The 16,965-nt window shown below is 45.6% G+C and carries 14 protein-coding genes; all 14 read left to right on the top strand.

What is annotated here, in order from left to right; all coding sequences use genetic code 11:
* The first annotated feature begins 446 nt into the window (after positions 1-446).
* The 14 genes from J2T16_RS24750 (at position 447) to J2T16_RS24685 (ending at position 16,867) form a co-directional block, all read left to right on the top strand.
* Complete coding sequence (locus J2T16_RS24750; protein WP_499019442.1) at positions 447-2,048, top strand: extracellular solute-binding protein; 1,602 nt, start codon at positions 447-449, stop codon at positions 2,046-2,048.
* 117 nt (positions 2,049-2,165) lie between these two features.
* Positions 2,166-3,065: an ABC transporter permease gene (locus J2T16_RS24745; RefSeq protein WP_090924780.1), complete on the top strand. Its 900-nt coding sequence runs from the start codon at positions 2,166-2,168 to the stop codon at positions 3,063-3,065.
* A 69-nt stretch (positions 3,066-3,134) separates the two neighbouring features.
* Positions 3,135-4,007, top strand: coding sequence for a carbohydrate ABC transporter permease (locus tag J2T16_RS24740; protein ID WP_499019441.1), 873 nt, complete (start codon positions 3,135-3,137; stop codon positions 4,005-4,007).
* A gap of 55 nt (positions 4,008-4,062) precedes the next feature.
* A complete protein-coding gene (locus J2T16_RS24735; protein WP_499019440.1) occupies positions 4,063-5,016 on the top strand; it encodes a sugar phosphate isomerase/epimerase family protein in 954 nt (317 codons plus the stop codon).
* A 129-nt stretch (positions 5,017-5,145) separates the two neighbouring features.
* Positions 5,146-6,891 carry a hypothetical protein gene (locus tag J2T16_RS24730; protein ID WP_499019439.1) on the top strand — a complete coding sequence of 582 codons (1,746 nt, stop codon included), beginning with the start codon at positions 5,146-5,148 and terminating at the stop codon, positions 6,889-6,891.
* A gap of 207 nt (positions 6,892-7,098) precedes the next feature.
* A complete protein-coding gene (locus J2T16_RS24725) occupies positions 7,099-8,847 on the top strand; it encodes a tetratricopeptide repeat protein (RefSeq protein WP_499019438.1) in 1,749 nt (582 codons plus the stop codon).
* 191 nt (positions 8,848-9,038) lie between these two features.
* Entirely contained in the window at positions 9,039-9,998 is a 960-nt protein-coding gene (gene trxB / locus J2T16_RS24720) for a thioredoxin-disulfide reductase (RefSeq protein WP_499019437.1), read from the top strand.
* Between the two features lie 164 nt (positions 9,999-10,162).
* Positions 10,163-11,194, top strand: coding sequence for an AI-2E family transporter (locus tag J2T16_RS24715; RefSeq protein WP_499019436.1), 1,032 nt, complete (start codon positions 10,163-10,165; stop codon positions 11,192-11,194).
* Positions 11,195-11,603: 409 nt separating this feature from the next.
* On the top strand, positions 11,604-12,554 hold the full coding sequence (locus J2T16_RS24710; protein ID WP_123066169.1) for an ROK family glucokinase: 951 nt from the start codon (positions 11,604-11,606) through the stop codon (positions 12,552-12,554).
* 52 nt (positions 12,555-12,606) lie between these two features.
* Positions 12,607-13,506, top strand: a complete 900-nt coding sequence (rapZ, locus tag J2T16_RS24705; RefSeq protein WP_090924789.1) for an RNase adapter RapZ — start codon at positions 12,607-12,609, stop codon at positions 13,504-13,506.
* 13 nt (positions 13,507-13,519) lie between these two features.
* Positions 13,520-14,506 carry a gluconeogenesis morphogenetic factor MgfK gene (locus J2T16_RS24700; RefSeq protein ID WP_221790105.1) on the top strand — a complete coding sequence of 329 codons (987 nt, stop codon included), beginning with the start codon at positions 13,520-13,522 and terminating at the stop codon, positions 14,504-14,506.
* A gap of 6 nt (positions 14,507-14,512) precedes the next feature.
* Complete coding sequence (gene whiA / locus J2T16_RS24695) at positions 14,513-15,445, top strand: DNA-binding protein WhiA (protein ID WP_090924791.1); 933 nt, start codon at positions 14,513-14,515, stop codon at positions 15,443-15,445.
* A gap of 225 nt (positions 15,446-15,670) precedes the next feature.
* Positions 15,671-15,940 (top strand): HPr family phosphocarrier protein, encoded by a 270-nt coding sequence (locus J2T16_RS24690; RefSeq protein WP_090924792.1) that lies wholly within the window; start codon positions 15,671-15,673, stop codon positions 15,938-15,940.
* Between the two features lie 174 nt (positions 15,941-16,114).
* Positions 16,115-16,867: an SIMPL domain-containing protein gene (locus J2T16_RS24685; RefSeq protein ID WP_154891557.1), complete on the top strand. Its 753-nt coding sequence runs from the start codon at positions 16,115-16,117 to the stop codon at positions 16,865-16,867.
* The last annotated feature ends 98 nt before the right edge of the window (positions 16,868-16,965 follow it).

The following is a 16,965-nucleotide window of genomic DNA, read 5'->3' as shown; positions in this document are numbered from 1 at the left end:
CCATACATGGTCAACAGAATGTTGAAATAAATCAGGGTGAACCGAAGATGTGAATCTCCATAATTTAGGAGGTTGTCATCATTTGGGGTTCGCCCTTTTTATGTTGTTTTGACAACGAAAAATGAAAGCGTTTGAAAAAAAATGAAATAAACATGTACGTTTCATGGTCATGTCAGAAGATGTGTCATAAAAGCTTTCTGATGTAACATACGAATTTAGTCAGTGCGAGAAAATGGTTTGTTTCCATCGTGTTTGGATAGGGGATGTAATGCCTCTAAACCCTTCTCCCATGCGGTTTTATGGAATTTTGGCAGTCTGCGAAAATAAGCTACCATGCAAACCATAACTCGTTTGTAGGCCCACCCGAATTTAGTATGTTGTCAGAGCGCACAATAGTATGGAATACTCAGGGCAAGCTTTAAAACATTCACGTAAAGCCAAAGGGGATGAACAGAATGACAAGAAAAGGGAGTCTTAAAAAGTTGATGGGTTTGGCGCTTACAGCAGTAATGGGCGTCTCACTACTTGCGGGGTGCGGATCATCAGACAACAAATCAGCAGAAGGCGGAGCAGCTGGTGATGGAAAACGTGTCACATTAAAAGTGGAGCTTTTCGACCGTGGTAACACCCCATCGCCTTACACAATCACGAACAGCTATCTCACGAAGATGATTCAAGAGAAGTTCGGCGATCCTAACAACATTGATGTACAATTTGTTCCTGTTCAACGTTCCGAGGAAGTGACCAAGCTGAATGTCCTGATGGCTAGTGCCTCAGATGTTCCGGATGTTGTCTTTGTTTACGACTCCACTGTGTTTTACCGTTATGCACAGCAGGGAGGTCTGACAGATGTAGGCGATCTGGTGAACCAGTATGGACCTAATCTGAAGAAATTCCTGGGTGAAGATACTTTAAAGTTTGGACAGTTGGAAGGAAAGCAATTTGCTATTCCGGGTAAACGTGCCATCACCGGCCGTTACAGTTCTTATATTCGTCAAGATTGGTTAGATAAGCTGGGAATGCCAGCACCTAAGACAACGGATGAGTTGTATACAACATTGAAAGCATTCAAGGAAAAAGATCCAGCGAAACTGGGAAGCAAAAACATCCCTATGGGCTTTGCGCTTGCACCGGCTCAGTACGAGACACTGATTTACTCCTTTATCAAACCTGTAAGTGGCGACAAAACATACGGTCAACGTTATGAATTGCCGCTCCATGAAGGATTCAAAGAGTCCATGCAGTTCCTGAACAAACTTTACAATGAAGGTTTGATCAGTAAAGATTTCAGTTTGGATAAAGACAAAACGCAACTGAATAAAGATATTCAAAATGGTAATGTAGGTTTCTGGTCTGAAGATGCTGATGCTATGTTCGGTAAAGAGGCTACTATGGATCTCATGCGTAAAAATGTAAGCGACGGCAAAGTTCTGCCATTAGATGCTTATACTAACCCGAACGCAGATAACAAACACATCAAGTCACGTTACGGTTCAAATGGTTTGTTCATTATGATTCCGAAAAGCAGTGAGCGTTCAGTGGAAGCAGTTAAATACCTGGATTGGATGGCGTCTGACAACAACCTGATGGATATCATCAGCGGTGTGAAAGGCGAGAACTATGATCTGGTAGACGGTATTCCGGTTGCAAAAGAAGATGTAGCACAAGATGCAGCAGATCGTTTCTATAATGCAAATGACTTTGCGATTATCTCCAATGGTAAAAACATCGGAGATCAAGCTACAAACGAAAAAGCATGGATTCTGGGTTACCCTAAAAATAACCAGGAGCTGTTGAAGCAATCTCTTGAGATTGCAAACACAGATACGGTAGGACCGATCATCTTTGATAAACCGATTGCTGCCGAGATGAAATATGGCACTACACTTAATGACAAGCTTGATGTCATTATCGTAAAATCCGCTATGGCAAAACCAGCTGATTTCGAATCTGTATTTGAAAAAGAAATGGCTGATTACATGTCCTTGGGCGGTAACGATTTGAAGAAAGAGCTGGAAGAAGCTTTGCAGGGTATGGGTGGAAAGTAAACCTTAGTACGCTTGGAACATGTTAAAAAAGAAACCATACAACTGTTTCAAATTAGAAAGGAACGTGTGCCGCCGGATAGGCGGCACAAACGTTTCTTATGATAGGAGGAAACCGTCTTGAACCTCACATATTTGAAAAGATATTGGCAGCTATATGCATTGATTTCTCTGCCTATAATCTACTTTTTAATCTTCCGTTACGGACCGATGTACGGTGTCCAGATCGCTTTTAAAGATTTCAACCTTTTTCAAGGTATCAACGGTAGTGAATGGATCGGTTTCGATGCTTTTCGCGAGGTATTCGCAATGCCCGATTTCTACACTACATTACGCAACACATTTATGCTGAATTTTCTTGATCTGATCGTTTCATTCCCTGCTCCAATTATTCTGGCGATTATGCTCTATGAGGTTAGATTCAAATGGTTTAAGAAAATCTCACAAACCATTCTGTATATTCCTCACTTTATCTCCTGGGTTATCATCGGGGGGATTGTGTACCAATTGTTTGGCAATCAATCCGGTATGGTAAACAATCTACTGCAGAGCATGGGATTTGATTCCATTCCGTTTTTGACAGAAAAAAACTCATGGCTTGTTACCTACCTGTTCACAGGTGTGTGGCAAAGCGCTGGGTGGGGAACCATCTTGTATTTGGCTGCATTAACAGGTGTGAACAAGGAATTGTTCGAGGCAGCTGAGATAGATGGTGCAACGCGGCTGAAGAGAATCTGGCATATTACAATACCAAGTATTAAACCAACGATTATTACCTTGCTTATTCTTAACCTTGGAAATATGGTCAGCATCGGTTTTGACCGGCCTTATGTTATTGGTAATACGGCTGTTCGTGAATATTCCGATGTACTTAGTACCTTTGTATACAGAATTGGTCTACAGTCTGGACAATATACACTTGCAACGGTTGTTGGCTTATTCCAGGCGGTTGTCGGACTGGTCTTCGTCCTAGGTTCCAACTATCTCTCGAAGAAAACAACGGGTGAAGGAATTCTCTAATTCAGAACAATAGTAAAGTGTACCAACTTTGTTGTACGTATAGATCATCAGTAAAGGAGTTGTGCGCAGATGAGTGAACGCACCTCGAACCGGATTTTCGACATTGTCAATGTCACTTTTATTTCATTGTTTGTACTATTCTGTCTTGCTCCGTTCTTACACACGATTGCGATATCACTTAGTTCAAACCGGGCCATAACGTCAGGTGAAGTAACGATTTTCCCGAAAGAGTTCTCTTGGGATGCCTATGGTCAAGTGTTTTCGGATAACTCCATGCTGTATTCACTAGGATTTACAGCGCTTCTTACGGTTGCAACAACGTTACTTTGTCTGTTGTTTACCATTGCAGCAGCGTACCCGTTGACGAAGAAAAAATTAAAGGGCCGTAAGCTGTTTATGTACATCATTATTATTACGATGTTCTTCAGCGGCGGGATTATTCCTGAGTATCTGTTGATTCGTGACCTGCATTTGATGAACTCGGTTTGGGCATTGATTTTACCAGGGTTGGTTAGTCCATTTAACTTGATTATCCTGATCTCCTTCTTCCGCGGAATACCGGATAGCCTGGAAGAGTCCGCCGAGATTGATGGAAGCTCTCATGTGCACACACTCTTCAAAATCATTTTACCGCTGTCTATGCCTGTACTTGCTACACTTGGTCTGTTCTATGCGGTCGGACGCTGGAATGGCTTCCAGGATTCCCTGATGTACATCACAGATCCAAAGTTATATCCTTTGCAACTGAAGCTCTTTCAAATGGTACAGAACAATATGATAAGTGACCTCACGTTGCTGGAGGGTGCTAGCCGTACAAGATTAACACCAGAGAGTCTTAAAGCTGCAGCGGTTGTCTTTGCGACAGTACCGATCCTGCTGGTATATCCATGGTTGCAAAAGTATTTTGTTAGTGGCGCAATGCAAGGAGCAATTAAAGGTTAATTCGTAGCCCCCATACGCGCTAACATCACAATTGGGGAAGGAGAAGGAATGAATTATGCAGGGAATTGACAAGGGAGAATACTCATTCTCGACATGCTGGAATATCAGGAGACATCCTGTAGGAGAAGACATGATTCGGGAAATTGCAGGACTTGGCTTTCGCCGGGTGGAGCTTAACTATAATGTAACGAAGGAAATGCTCTCTACAATTGAGCCGATGATTGAGCGCGGAGAGATTGGGGTGTCCAGTGTACACAACACATTCCCCCATGATCCCGATCCTGACTACGGAACGGACTCTGTGTTGCTCGGTTTTGAAGATGAAGTGAAGCGGAAGCGGGCCATTGATCTGTTAGTTGGATCAGCTGAATATGCGCATCGTTATGGAGGGGAAGCTGTCGTTGTGCACCCAGGTGAGGTGCCTTTCCCACATGATATCAGCAAGGATCTGGAGAAGCTGTACCGCGAGGAAGGAACGGATTCGCCGCAATATCGCAGCAAATGGGCAGAGCTAATGGAACGGCGCGAAGCTCTGAGTGCAGGTTATATTGAGAAAATTATCATCAGTCTGGATGAGGTTTGTAACCGGGCGGTGTCCAAAGGACTGAATGTCCGTTTTGGGATCGAAACACGCTCAAGACCGCAACAGATTCCCACGCTTGCCGAAGCGAAAACAATCATCCAGGCGCTCAAAGGTGCTCCGGTCGGGATTTGGTACGATACGGGTCATGCAATCATGATGGATCGATTGGGACTGTACGACAGTGTAGGTGAGATGCAGGGGCTGATGGATGATATCGTTGGTGTTCATATTCATGAAACGCTGGGGCTCTCCGATCATTGGTGTCCATACGTGCACAGTAAGGATATGCACTTCTATGATGCTTATCTTCCAATGATCCGTAAAGCACAGGTGAAGGTATATGAATTGAAGTCAGCCTGTGAACCGGAAGCGATTCACGAAAGTCATGATCTGCTAATGCAAAAACTGGCGAGTTTAGAAGCATAAATAGGTAAACGGATAAGATCGGTTGGCTTGGGCTGTTAGAGCGCACAGCCTGCTGATCTTATCTTTTGAATACGACTGTATTCGTATGAGTTGACGTTATTGAATGGATGGGATGGAGGGGGAATGTAGATGTATAGACAAATGGTAGAAAGCAATGACAGAGCCACGGAACGAGGCATAGAGCGGCAGGTGCTTGATTCGGAAAGCCGTTACTATGGTGGAACAATTGATCCTTTTTCGGGTGTGGCTTGGGTTAACCATACAACGGGAACACCTACAGATATGTGTTTTTGGGGAGCGGCAATTTCTAATCAGGACTCCAAGTATTATCGAGACGAGGACTTGCTGGAAAGATTGCGACTTGCTAGTGAGTTTGTGTTGCGTCATCAGCACAGTGATGGATCGATTTCCCCCGGCTGGACGAACTATCACTCCCCGCCAGACACTGCTTTTGTTGTCGTAGGATATTCGCAGTTGTATCAACTTTTGAACCAACAGGACTGGGCACCACTGAAGCCTGTGCTGGATAATATGCGACTGTTCCTGGAACGGACGATCCCTGTCATGTTAACGGGAGGCTGTCATACACCAAACCATCGCTGGGTGTTGTGTGCCGCACTTGGTTTTCTGCATGAGATCTTCGGCATAGAGGAAGCGGTACAACGCGCGGAACAATGGCTGGCGGAAGGGATTGATATTACCCCTGATGGAGAATGGACCGAGCGTAGCAACGGGATCTACAATGCGGTGAGTGATATTATGTTGATTCATGCTGCACGTTTGTTGAACCGTCCTGAACTGCTGGAGCCGGTACGTTTGAACCTCAGGATGATGGTATATTTGGTGCACCCTACTGGTGAAATTGTGACCGATTATTCAGGCCGCCAGGATCTCGGCAGTAAACATGGCTTGTCTTCGTATTATTTGCCCTATGCGATTATGGCCAAACTGGATCAAGATCCGATTTTTGCAGGTATGGCTGCTTGGGCAGACAGCGATTTGACAGACCCTGGTGTGTGTTCGGTGAATGCACTCGTACGTTTGTTGCTAGAGCCTGATCTTCAACAGGCTACTGGAACAAGGGATGCGCTCCCGAGTCAATATGAAGTGATGCTCAATGAGCATTTTGGACGGGAACGTTATGTGGACCAAATGGAGAATGTAGGCCATTATGGACGAATCTCGCACAGTCGCATGCATACGGATTTTGGTGCTCCTGTTGCCCGAATTCGCGATGGAGAGACCAGTGTAACGGTTATGACCGAGGTAGCTCCATTTTTTGCACTTCGTCACGGTGAGGTACGTCTGCTCGCGGTTCAGTTAGCGTCTTACTTTAACCCCGGATATGTACCGATGCAAAAGATGACGCGGTTGCCTCAGGGATATCAGTTGACCGGGGAACAGAAGAAAGGCTATTACGGACCAATTCCTTCGGCCGATTTACCAGCTACAGCTTCCTCATCGATCAGCCCGTGGTATTTGCTTCCACATCAGACCCGTACACTTACACATGAGCAGACATTCCGTGTTGATGCTGAGGTACTGCAGACAGATCGCGGTTGGACGATGCATCTGACTGGTGAGGAACCACAGGAAATCATGATGCAGTTATCCTTTGTATTTGGAAATGAAGGAGAGCTTAGCTGTGAAGATGGCATAGAAACCAGTGATGGAAGCATTCTGTGGAAAGGCGGCAAGCTACGTTACAGTTGCGGAGAAGATTGGCTAGAGATTGATGGAGGCGAGATGGGACATCTGGCTGCACATGTTCGTGAAGCTAAGACGCCTGAGAATTGCAAGATTGTACTGGTTAATTTCATGACTCCGTTTGATAAAACGCTAGATATAACGCTTTCACCGTCGCTGACGAAATAAAGGATAATCTTCACTCTTCAAGTAGCTAAATGGATTACCTATTAACCTTCAATAGAGATGATGTTTCATTCATAATTGGGATGAAATATCATCTTTATTTTTTGTATTTTTTTCATAAACGACATGAAACTACATATAGCGAAGAGGGCCTAAAGATGTGGTATACTGAAGAGTATGAATGAAAGCAAAGAGGAGGTGCCTTGGAAGATGAAGGGCAAGCTAGTGCGGACCGAGGGTCACCTTGCCAATATTATACCGATTCACTTGGATGCTTCTTTCTTTTTTGAAAGAGCTGTCCGCTCGCTGGACCGTAATCATGTCGACAAGGCATTGAAATATTTTCGTAAAGCTGTTGAGTACGAGCCGGATAATCCGGTGAATCATTGTAATATGGCAGGTATATTGTCCGAAAAGGGGGATTATGAAGCCTCCAACGCCATTCTGGCAAATGTGCTGGATGTGGTTGACCCGTCGATGACGGAATGTTATTTCTATATGGCGAACAATTATGCCAACATGGATCAATTCGAGGAAGCCGAGCGTGCACTGGTAACCTATCTGGAGGAAGACACGCAAGGACAGTTCATGACGGAAGCCGAAGAAATGATGGAGCTTTTGTATTATGAGCTGGATCGTCCGGCCAAATTAAATCGAATCAAGTCACGCAAAGGTGTTGTGGAGCACGATCAGGCACGCGAGTTTCTGGAAGAGGGGAAGTTTGCCCAAGCTGCAGAGTTGCTTGAAGGCATGTCGCCCGATTATCCGGATTATCTCGCTGCCCGTAACAATCTGGCTCTCGCCTATTATTATATGGGACTGTTTTCTAAAGCGAAAGAGACTATCGCTGAAGTGCTGGAACAGGAACCAGGCAATCTGCACGCACTTTGTAATCTGGCGATCTTCTATCAAAATGAGAACCGGACAGACCAAGTGTTGTTGTTGATCAAAAAACTGCGCGCGATCGTGCCATTCCAGCACGAACAGGTATACAAGCTCGCTACAACAATGGGGATTCTGGGCCAGCATGACGCGGCCTATATTCATTTCCGCCGTTTGCTTAAGGGTGAAGAGACCGCCACTGATCCGGCACTGGCGCATTACGCAGCAGTAGCAGCTTTCAACACAGAACGGTATGACATCGCAAAGCGGCTGTGGCATCACGTGAACAAGCTTGACCCAGGTTCTGAGGTGGCTCGTTATTATTTGGACGGCCTTGAAGCGGTAATTCAAGGTGTGCAGGAGCCGAGTAAGTTAAGCTATCACTACCATCTTCCTTTTGACGAGCAGTTCAAGCAATGGGAGGATTACGGTAATGGCATTCCGGAAGAGATGAAAAATGATCCACTGATTCGCTCATCGTTCTTCTGGGCTTTACGTCATGGAGATCAGGCAACCAAGTTGCAGGTTATTCATGCGCTTGGCATGATTGGCGATTACGAGGTGCAACAGGCCTTGCAATTGTTCATTGATGAACCTGGTGAAGAGCCTACCCTGGTCAAGGCGGCACAAGCCGTTTTACATGATCTGCAAAGGGTTGAACATCCTGAATTGAACGCTGAAGTTTCTCAACCACTTACCCCGGAGGCGGAGGCGTTAAAGACCGTACCTAAGGCGAGTAAGAAGGAAATTACAGGGATTCGACTCGGAAAAGAGACATCCCCTCATTGGCAGGCTGTTGTTGATCGTGCGCTTCAGATGTCAGAGGCGAGAGCCGAATTACAGCAAGAGATGGAGCGGATCTGGACGGATTATGTTTCCAGGGTTCGACCGGATCTATCTGGTTCCAAACAGATCGAAGGATGGGCTGCAGGACTGGAGTATCTGGCTTCCAAAAACCGTAGCCGGCCCGTTACGTATCAGAGTATCGCTGAACGTTACGGTATATCCGCATCTACCGTCAGCAAATATGCGAGGCAGCTCAATCAGATCTGTAGTGTAACTCCGCCTAACGGATAGAATTCAGAGATATAGGCTCTGTAAAACGTTGCAATTCAAGCTTGAAGCATGGTTGTCCCTGAGAGAAGGATACATTAACCGGGAAAACGGGTAAACTTAACGAATAGGTCTAAAAATGCCTGTAGATATCATCTTGGCAAGTTATTCGCGACCATTACACATCTGAACCTGATGAAGGAGGCTGTATCTATATGTCTAAATACAGAACGATTGTGATCGGAACTGGACCTGCGGGTCTGACAGCAGCGATATATCTGGCTCGTGCGAATCTGAATCCGCTGGTGATTGAAGGTCTTCAGCCAGGTGGGCAATTGACAACGACTACAGACGTCGAGAACTTCCCGGGTTTCCCGCAAGGTATTATGGGGCCTGAGTTGATGGACAACATGCGTAAGCAAGCAGAACGTTTTGGGGCTGAATTCAAGAATGGCTGGGTGGAAGAGGTTGACTTCAGTAAGCAACCTTTTAAAGTAAGTGTGGGCGGCATTGGTGAATTGGAAGCGGACTCCATCATTATCTCCACAGGTGCTTCGGCTCGTTATCTCGGTATTCCGGGAGAGCAGGAGAATGTAGGGCGGGGAGTCAGCACATGTGCAACATGTGACGGGTTTTTCTTCCGCGGTAAAAAGATCGTTGTGGTGGGCGGTGGTGACTCTGCTATGGAAGAAGCGAGCTTTTTGACTCGTTTTGCTACAGATGTTACGTTGGTTCACCGCCGGGACGAACTGCGCGCATCCAAGATTATGCAGGATCGGGCCCGCAGCAACGAGAAGGTGAAATGGGCTTTGAACCGTACACCTCTTGAGGTTGTACCTGAAGCAATGGGTGTCAAAGGGTTGAAGGTGCGCAACAATGAAACCGGTCAGGAAGAGTTGCTCGAAGCAGATGGTGTATTCGTTGCCATCGGGCACACGCCGAATACCGGATTTCTTGGCAATGCCATTACACTGGATGAGCATGGGTATGTTGTGGTGAAGCCAGGAACAACAGAAACCAATATCCCAGGAGTATTTGCATGTGGTGATGTTCAGGATACGAAATATCGTCAAGCCATTACAGCTGCAGGATCAGGTTGTATGGCAGCGATGGATTGCGAAAAGTTTCTGGAGGGAAGCGTCGTGCATGATTGGAGCGAAACGCTGGATAAATAATATGCATGACAGCCTCATGGCCAGGAATAAATAGTTATAAGAGACAACGGGAAGTCTCATGAACTGAGAGAAGCCGGAGGGCTTCTCTTTTTTTGAAACGATGGTGGGCATGATTTCGTATACATAAGGGGTATATTAGCTGTGAGGTGAAGATGTTGGGGGAAATGATAAAAGATTGGCTTCAGAATGCAACGGTTAGACGTTTTTTGATCCTGCTGTTGTTCTGTTTAATTTTGTTCAGTATGGGGAGTATGCTTCATATGATTCTGCTGTTGTTCCTAGTGACTTATGTCATGAACAGGCTACAGCATCTCATCACAAAAGGTTTGAATCGCTTTTTTTCAATCGACTATAAAGTCGTGGTCATTCTGCTGTATATGATTGTGATAGCCGGAATTGTTCTTGGTATTTCCAGATATTCACCACGAATTGTGGATCAGGTGGTGCAGTTAACCAACGAGATTATGAAATTTCTCGACACGGCGGATGGTGATAATTTTGCCTCCAAGATCGCTGGTTATCTGCAGTCCTTCGACATTAAAAATTATACCAACGAAGCACTGAAATACATTTTTGCCTTTAGTAAATGGCTGGAATTCATCCTGCTGGTTATTATTTTGAGTTTGTTCTTCCTGTTGCAGAAAAAAGAAATCTATAAATTCACATCCAAGTTCAAAACAAGTAAAATCGGTTGGTTTTATAATGAAGTGGCATACCTGGGAGACAAATTTGTATCTTCTTTTGGTAAAGTCATTGAAGCGCAACTGCTAATTGCCGTATTTAATACGGTGCTGACGATGCTCGGATTGTGGATCTTAGGTTACCCTTACCTATTCGCGTTAACAATTATGGTCTTCCTGCTCAGTCTGGTGCCTGTTGCAGGGGTTATGATCTCCCTTGTGCCGCTCTGTCTGATCGGGTATCAAATGGGCGGATTGCAGATGGCCATCATCGTGATCGTTATGATCATCATTATTCATGCGCTGGAAACATACTTCCTGAATCCGAAGCTCATGGCGCACAAGACCAAGTTACCGATGTTTTACACCTTTATCGTGCTGATTCTGTCGCAACATTTCCTCGGCATCTGGGGCTTGATTATTGGTATTCCAATCTTTGTCTTCATGCTGGATATTCTGGATGTAAACAAGATGGAGAAGACTGAGGAGCCTGTGCGAGTAGAGACGAAGTTGTAATTGATTCTTGAGAGTTCCTAAATTGTGCGAAAAAAAATAAACGCCTCCAGTGCTTCGCTGGATGGCGTTTTTTGTTATACCCACACCTGAGGTGAGGGGTATCATGGGGGATTTAGTTAACAATGTCATGGTGACCAGATGACCATTGTCAATTTTTATGAATGGAACGAGGGATAATGAAATATCATGAGTTTAGGCTACCCTTTCTATCAGGGGAGGAGGGAGCATGGCGTTTTAATAGATTAAAATGAGGTTGTATACGCATTCAAAAATGGTGTGTGATGTTGTTCACAACCCTGCCAAAGCATGTTGGGCGTGAGGTCTTCTCGTCTTGACCCCGGCGTATCCTTCAATTATAGTTGGTACGTAGGACTTAAACTATTTTAGATAGATAAAGGTGGCTTGCAGCATGTCTGAGAAAATCTACGTTGGGGTCGATCTCGGCGGAACAGCAATCAAGGTCGGTATATGTGATGATCAAGGTCAGCTTATGCATACGTATGAAGGACCGACTGAAGTGGACCAGGGCGTTGACACGGTTATCGCCAACATCGAGAAGTATGTCCGTCATATCGTAGCCGAATCGCCATACAGCTGGGAACAGCTTGAGGGTGTCGGAGCAGGAGTTGCCGGTTTCACGAATGTACGCGAGGGGATTATTGTTCATGCTCCTAACATCGGATTTCGGAATGTAGCCATTCGTTCGGTTCTGGAAGAGCGTCTGGGCAAGCCTGTCAAAATAGATAATGATGCGAACGTTGCTGCTCTGGGTGAAGCTTGGGCTGGAGCCGGCAAGGGTGTAGACAATTGTGTATGCTTCACACTCGGTACAGGCGTTGGCGGCGGTCTCATCCTGAACGGTAAAATCTATCAAGGGTTCTCCGGCATGGCAGGGGAACTGGGTCACATCAGTGTTGTACCGGATCTGGAAGCAATCAAGTGTGGCTGTGGTAAAATGGGATGTGTAGAGACGGTATCATCCGCAACAGGTATCATTCGTATGGCGAAGGATGCTGTAGAGCGTGGTGATCATACGTCCCTTGCTTTGGTAGACAAAATCGCTGCCAAGGAAGTATTTGATGCGGCCAAAGCGGGCGATGAAGTGGCACTGCGGATTGTAAACCGTGCGGCTTATTATTTGGGCAAATCCATGGCAACCGTAGCCGCTGTACTGAATCCGGAATTATTTATTGTTGGCGGCGGGGTATCCAAGGCGGGCGACTTCTTGTTTGATGAGATTCGAACTGTGTTTGCTCAATTGACTCCAGAGCCGCTGCAACAAGGTGTTCAGATTTTGGAAGCTACACTGGGTAATGATGCAGGTATCGTAGGCGCGGCAGGTCTCCTCTTACGTTCGTAGTACCTTTGTAACATGATATATCCGACAGCAATATGATAAGGAGGGGACATTTATGCTTGACGGTGAAGGCTCACCAGGCACAGGCGCCACGCTCATTATCATTACGGGCATGTCCGGAGCGGGTAAAACGATAGCTGTGCAGAGCCTGGAAGATCTGGGGTTTTTCTGCGTAGATAATTTACCGCCTGTTCTAATTCCTAAATTCGCGGAGTTGATCGAACAGTCGAATGGCAAGATTGGCAAGGTAGCACTAGTCATCGATCTTCGGGGACGTGAATTTTTCACAGCATTGTCCGAGTCTTTAAACTATATCAAGGATCATTTTACGATTCACTGCGAAATTCTATTTTTGGATGCAACCGATTCGGTTCTGGTTCAACGTTATAAAGAGAGCAGACGTAGACATCCGTTAGCGCCAGAAGGTATGCCGCTGGATGGCATTAAGCTGGAGCGCAAGATGCTGGAGGAACTTAAAAATTCAGCGACTCAGGTGCTGAATACCAGCACCATGAAGCCTGCTCAATTGAAGGAGCGCATCATCTCGCGGTTCTCTCACTTGGAGAGCCAGATGTTGTCCGTGAATATAACGTCCTTCGGATTTAAATACGGCATTCCGATTGATGCGGATCTCGTATTTGATGTTCGTTTTTTACCGAATCCGCATTATATTGATCATTTGCGGCCGAATACAGGACAAAATAGTGAAGTGTACGAATATGTTATGAAATGGCCGGAAACGCAAGCGTTTCTGACCAAGCTGCTGGATATGCTGCATTTTCTGATTCCGCAATACCGGAAGGAAGGCAAAAGCCAGGTTATTATTGGAATCGGCTGTACCGGAGGCAAGCATCGTTCGGTAGCAATATCGGAATATTTGGGCAAAATGCTCGGAAGCAGTGAGACTGAAGCTGTTACCGTAAGCCACCGCGACGCTGACCGGGACCGTCATTGAAGAGGGTGAAGGGATGAAAGAGGCCGGACCACGGAGAGAACGTCCGAGAATCGTTGTTATGGGCGGCGGAACCGGATTATCTGTGATGTTACGCGGTTTAAAAGAAAAGCCGATGGATATCACGGCCATCGTTACGGTTGCCGATGACGGTGGGAGTTCAGGGATCTTGCGCAGTGAGTTGCAAATGCCGCCACCAGGCGACATTCGTAACGTTCTCACCGCGCTGGCAGATGTTGAGCCACTGCTTTCGGACATGTTAAAGTATCGTTTCAATACAGGCGCGGGGCTTGCAGGCCACAGCCTGGGGAATTTGATATTGGCTGCAATGACGGATATATCAGGCGACTTTGTGACCGCTGTGCGGGAGCTTAGCCGCGTGTTTGCCGTTAGAGGTCAGGTGCTTCCGGCAGCAGGTCAAGCTGTTGTGTTACACGCTGAGATGGAGGATGGATCAATTATTACTGGTGAGTCCAAAATCCCTGAGGCAGGCGGGCGTATTAAACGTGTCTTTCTTGAACCGGATCACGTGGAGCCGTTGCCAGAAGCTGTGGAGGCTATACGCCAAGCAGATGCGATTCTTATTGGCCCAGGTAGTCTATATACGAGCATCCTTCCTAATCTGCTTGTGCCCAAACTGGCAGAAGCTGTCGTTCAAACGGATGCGGTGAAGATGTTTATTTGTAACGTAATGACACAGCCGGGAGAGACCGATAATTATACAGTGAGTGATCATCTTAAGGCAGTGCATGATCATATTGGTCACCAGCTCTTTGACTACGTGATCGTGAACAATGGTGACATTCCGCTACAAGTGCAGAATAAGTATGCGGAAAAAGGAGCAAAACCGGTTGTTCTCGATATGAATGTGCTGAAAAGTTCAGGTTATCAGGTTGTCGCAGATACGCTGGTTTTGTTCAAAACCTATCTGCGCCATGATGCTGATAAGCTCAGCCATCATATTTACCAACTGGTCCAAAATTGGATGTTACGGAAGAGGTGAAGTCCCATGTCATTTGCAGCACAGACCAAAAAAGAATTAACGATGATTGAAAGTGAAGCGTGCTGCGAACAGGCGGAACTTTCAGCCCTCATCCGTATGCTTGGTGCAGTGCAGTTATCGAATAAAAAAGTCATCTTGGATATTTCGACAGAGAATGCTGCGATCGCAAGAAGGGCATACTCTCTGCTTAAAAAGCATTTTCAAGTGCATACGGAATTGTTGGTTCGCAAAAAAATGCGGCTGAAGAAGAACAATGTGTATATTGTTCGTGTTCCGTCTATGGTTCAGGAGATTCTAAAGGAGCTGCACATCGTCTCTGAAGGATTCTTGTTTACTCCTGGCATTAATGAAGAGTTACTGGAGAAGAATTGTTGTAAGCGAGCCTATCTTCGTGGTGCGTTTCTGGCAGGTGGTTCCGTAAATAACCCGGAGGGCTCCTCATATCATCTGGAGATTGCGTCCATGTATGAAGAGCATTGTCAGGCACTGGTGGATTTGGCTAATGAATTTCATCTTAATGCCCGGTGTATAGAAAGGAAAAAAGGATTCATCCTATACATTAAGGAAGGCGAGAAAATCATTGAGTTGCTTAGCATCATTGGTGCTCACCAGGCCTTGTTCAAGTTTGAAGATGTTCGAATTATGCGGGACATGCGTAATTCGGTGAATCGAATTGTCAATTGTGAGACAGCTAATCTGAACAAAACGATTGGCGCAGCGGTTAGACAAATCGACAATATCCGTTTACTGCAAAAGGAAGTAGGTTTGGAATCTCTTCCGGATAAGCTACGTGAAGTAGCTGAGGTAAGGCTTGCTCATCCCGATATCAATCTGAAGGAAGTAGGCGAATTGCTAAAAGGTACGGTTAGCAAATCAGGCGTGAACCATCGCCTTCGGAAGATTGATGAGCTTGCTGAGAAAGTGCGCGCGGAACGTTAAAGTTGAAGGTTGAAAAGAATCATTTAGGTTTAAGGTTTGTTATGACCTTACCAGGTCGTGTTGGGTTACTCGTGCGGGTGAAGGAGAGGCTTCGGCTCTGGATTTTGGCCTAAGCCCGAGGGCTATGTTTTTTCTTCTAGTGTCCTGCACGGGTTAATGGTATAATGTTGTATAAATATAATTGTGTATTTAATGTCCAGATTTCATAATAGGGGGTAAGTTTCTATGACAAAGCACCCGGTAGTTGTCCGTTTGAAAACGGGTCTCCATGCCAGACCTGCGGCACTGTTCGTTCAGGAAGCGAATAAGTACTCATCTGAAGTGTTCGTCGAGAAGGACGATAAAAAAGTAAATGCTAAAAGTATCATGGGAATCATGAGCCTTGCGATCAGTACAGGTACAGAAATCCATATTAGTGCTGAAGGCGCGGATGCGGATCAGGCTGTAAACGCTTTAGTTAGCCTGGTGAGCAAGGAAGAGCTTGAGAACCAATAAGCTTCATGAACTCAATTCAATCCATGAAGAAGTCCCGCAAGGGGCTTTTTTGCGTTTTATATAAAATTTAATTAAACGGGTCCGTCAAGTGCAACATTATGGAATTTGTCCCGTCTGTTAAGGTATCAAATCGCTTCAAGTTTGAGAAGTTAACATATGAGGAGGTTATTCGTAATGGGTAAACAATGGATGAAACCGTTTGGTGCAGTGCTGGTGGCAAGTTCGTTGCTGGTCGGAGGAACGGCTTATGTAGCTCCAGGAAACTACGCTTATGCTGCCGAAGTTCAGGGCGTACAGCAAAATGTAATCAATGTCGTAGGTAAAGGTGAGATTCAAGTGAAGCCGGATATTGCCTATCTGTCCATCGGTGTGAACAGTACTGCCGATACTGCGGCGTCAGCACAGAAGGCAAATGCTGCTAAGATCCAAAAGGTTACTAATTTGCTGAAAAACACATGGAAGATCAGTGCAGATGATATTCAAACCAGTCAATTCTATGTGCAACCAAACTACACGTATAGCGAAAAAGATGGACAGAAAATTAAAGGTTACACAGCACATCACACGTTGACAGTGACATATCGTGATATGGACAAGATTGGTGAATTGCTGGATGCCGCATCCCAGGCGGGTGCCAACAACATCGAAAATGTACGCTTTACAGTAGAGAATCCGGAGAAATACGAATCCGAAGTGATTGCTAAGGCGGTAGCTAATGCAGATGTGAAAGCAGGAGCGATCGCTAAAGCGGTTAAACGTCAGCTGGGTACTGTTCTTTCGGTAAGTCAGCCAGATGCTAATGTTCCTGTGTTCTATGCATCAGAGCTCATGTCGCAAGCGAAGAGTGAATCAGATGCAGGTACACAGATTGAGGCTGGTCAGGTCAAAGTAAGCACCGTTCTGAATATCACGTATGAGATGAAGTAAGGAATTTTGCACATCACGGGATAAAATATTAAATATTAAGAATTTATAAAAATGACAAAAGCACTGTCCTTCGGGGCCGTGTTTTTTTGTTGCACATG

Source organism: Paenibacillus intestini, from assembly GCF_030803945.1.
Taxonomy (GTDB): domain Bacteria; phylum Bacillota; class Bacilli; order Paenibacillales; family Paenibacillaceae; genus Paenibacillus; species Paenibacillus polysaccharolyticus.
This window is presented reverse-complemented; position numbering and strand designations above follow the sequence as displayed.

What these genes read in the sequence shown, in the direction of transcription:
- J2T16_RS24750 (WP_499019442.1), top strand. Translation starts at nt 447, where the DNA reads ATGAACAGAATGACAAGAAAAGGGAGTCTTAAAAAGTTGATGGGTTTG.
- J2T16_RS24740 (WP_499019441.1), top strand. Translation starts at nt 3,135, where the DNA reads ATGAGTGAACGCACCTCGAACCGGATTTTCGACATTGTCAATGTCACT.
- J2T16_RS24735 (WP_499019440.1), top strand. Translation starts at nt 4,063, where the DNA reads ATGCAGGGAATTGACAAGGGAGAATACTCATTCTCGACATGCTGGAAT.
- J2T16_RS24730 (WP_499019439.1), top strand. Translation starts at nt 5,146, where the DNA reads ATGTATAGACAAATGGTAGAAAGCAATGACAGAGCCACGGAACGAGGC.
- J2T16_RS24725 (WP_499019438.1), top strand. Translation starts at nt 7,099, where the DNA reads ATGAAGGGCAAGCTAGTGCGGACCGAGGGTCACCTTGCCAATATTATA.
- trxB (WP_499019437.1), top strand. Translation starts at nt 9,039, where the DNA reads ATGTCTAAATACAGAACGATTGTGATCGGAACTGGACCTGCGGGTCTG.
- J2T16_RS24715 (WP_499019436.1), top strand. Translation starts at nt 10,163, where the DNA reads ATGATAAAAGATTGGCTTCAGAATGCAACGGTTAGACGTTTTTTGATC.
- J2T16_RS24710 (WP_123066169.1), top strand. Translation starts at nt 11,604, where the DNA reads ATGTCTGAGAAAATCTACGTTGGGGTCGATCTCGGCGGAACAGCAATC.
- rapZ (WP_090924789.1), top strand. Translation starts at nt 12,607, where the DNA reads ATGCTTGACGGTGAAGGCTCACCAGGCACAGGCGCCACGCTCATTATC.
- J2T16_RS24700 (WP_221790105.1), top strand. Translation starts at nt 13,520, where the DNA reads ATGAAAGAGGCCGGACCACGGAGAGAACGTCCGAGAATCGTTGTTATG.
- whiA (WP_090924791.1), top strand. Translation starts at nt 14,513, where the DNA reads ATGTCATTTGCAGCACAGACCAAAAAAGAATTAACGATGATTGAAAGT.
- J2T16_RS24690 (WP_090924792.1), top strand. Translation starts at nt 15,671, where the DNA reads ATGACAAAGCACCCGGTAGTTGTCCGTTTGAAAACGGGTCTCCATGCC.
- J2T16_RS24685 (WP_154891557.1), top strand. Translation starts at nt 16,115, where the DNA reads ATGGGTAAACAATGGATGAAACCGTTTGGTGCAGTGCTGGTGGCAAGT.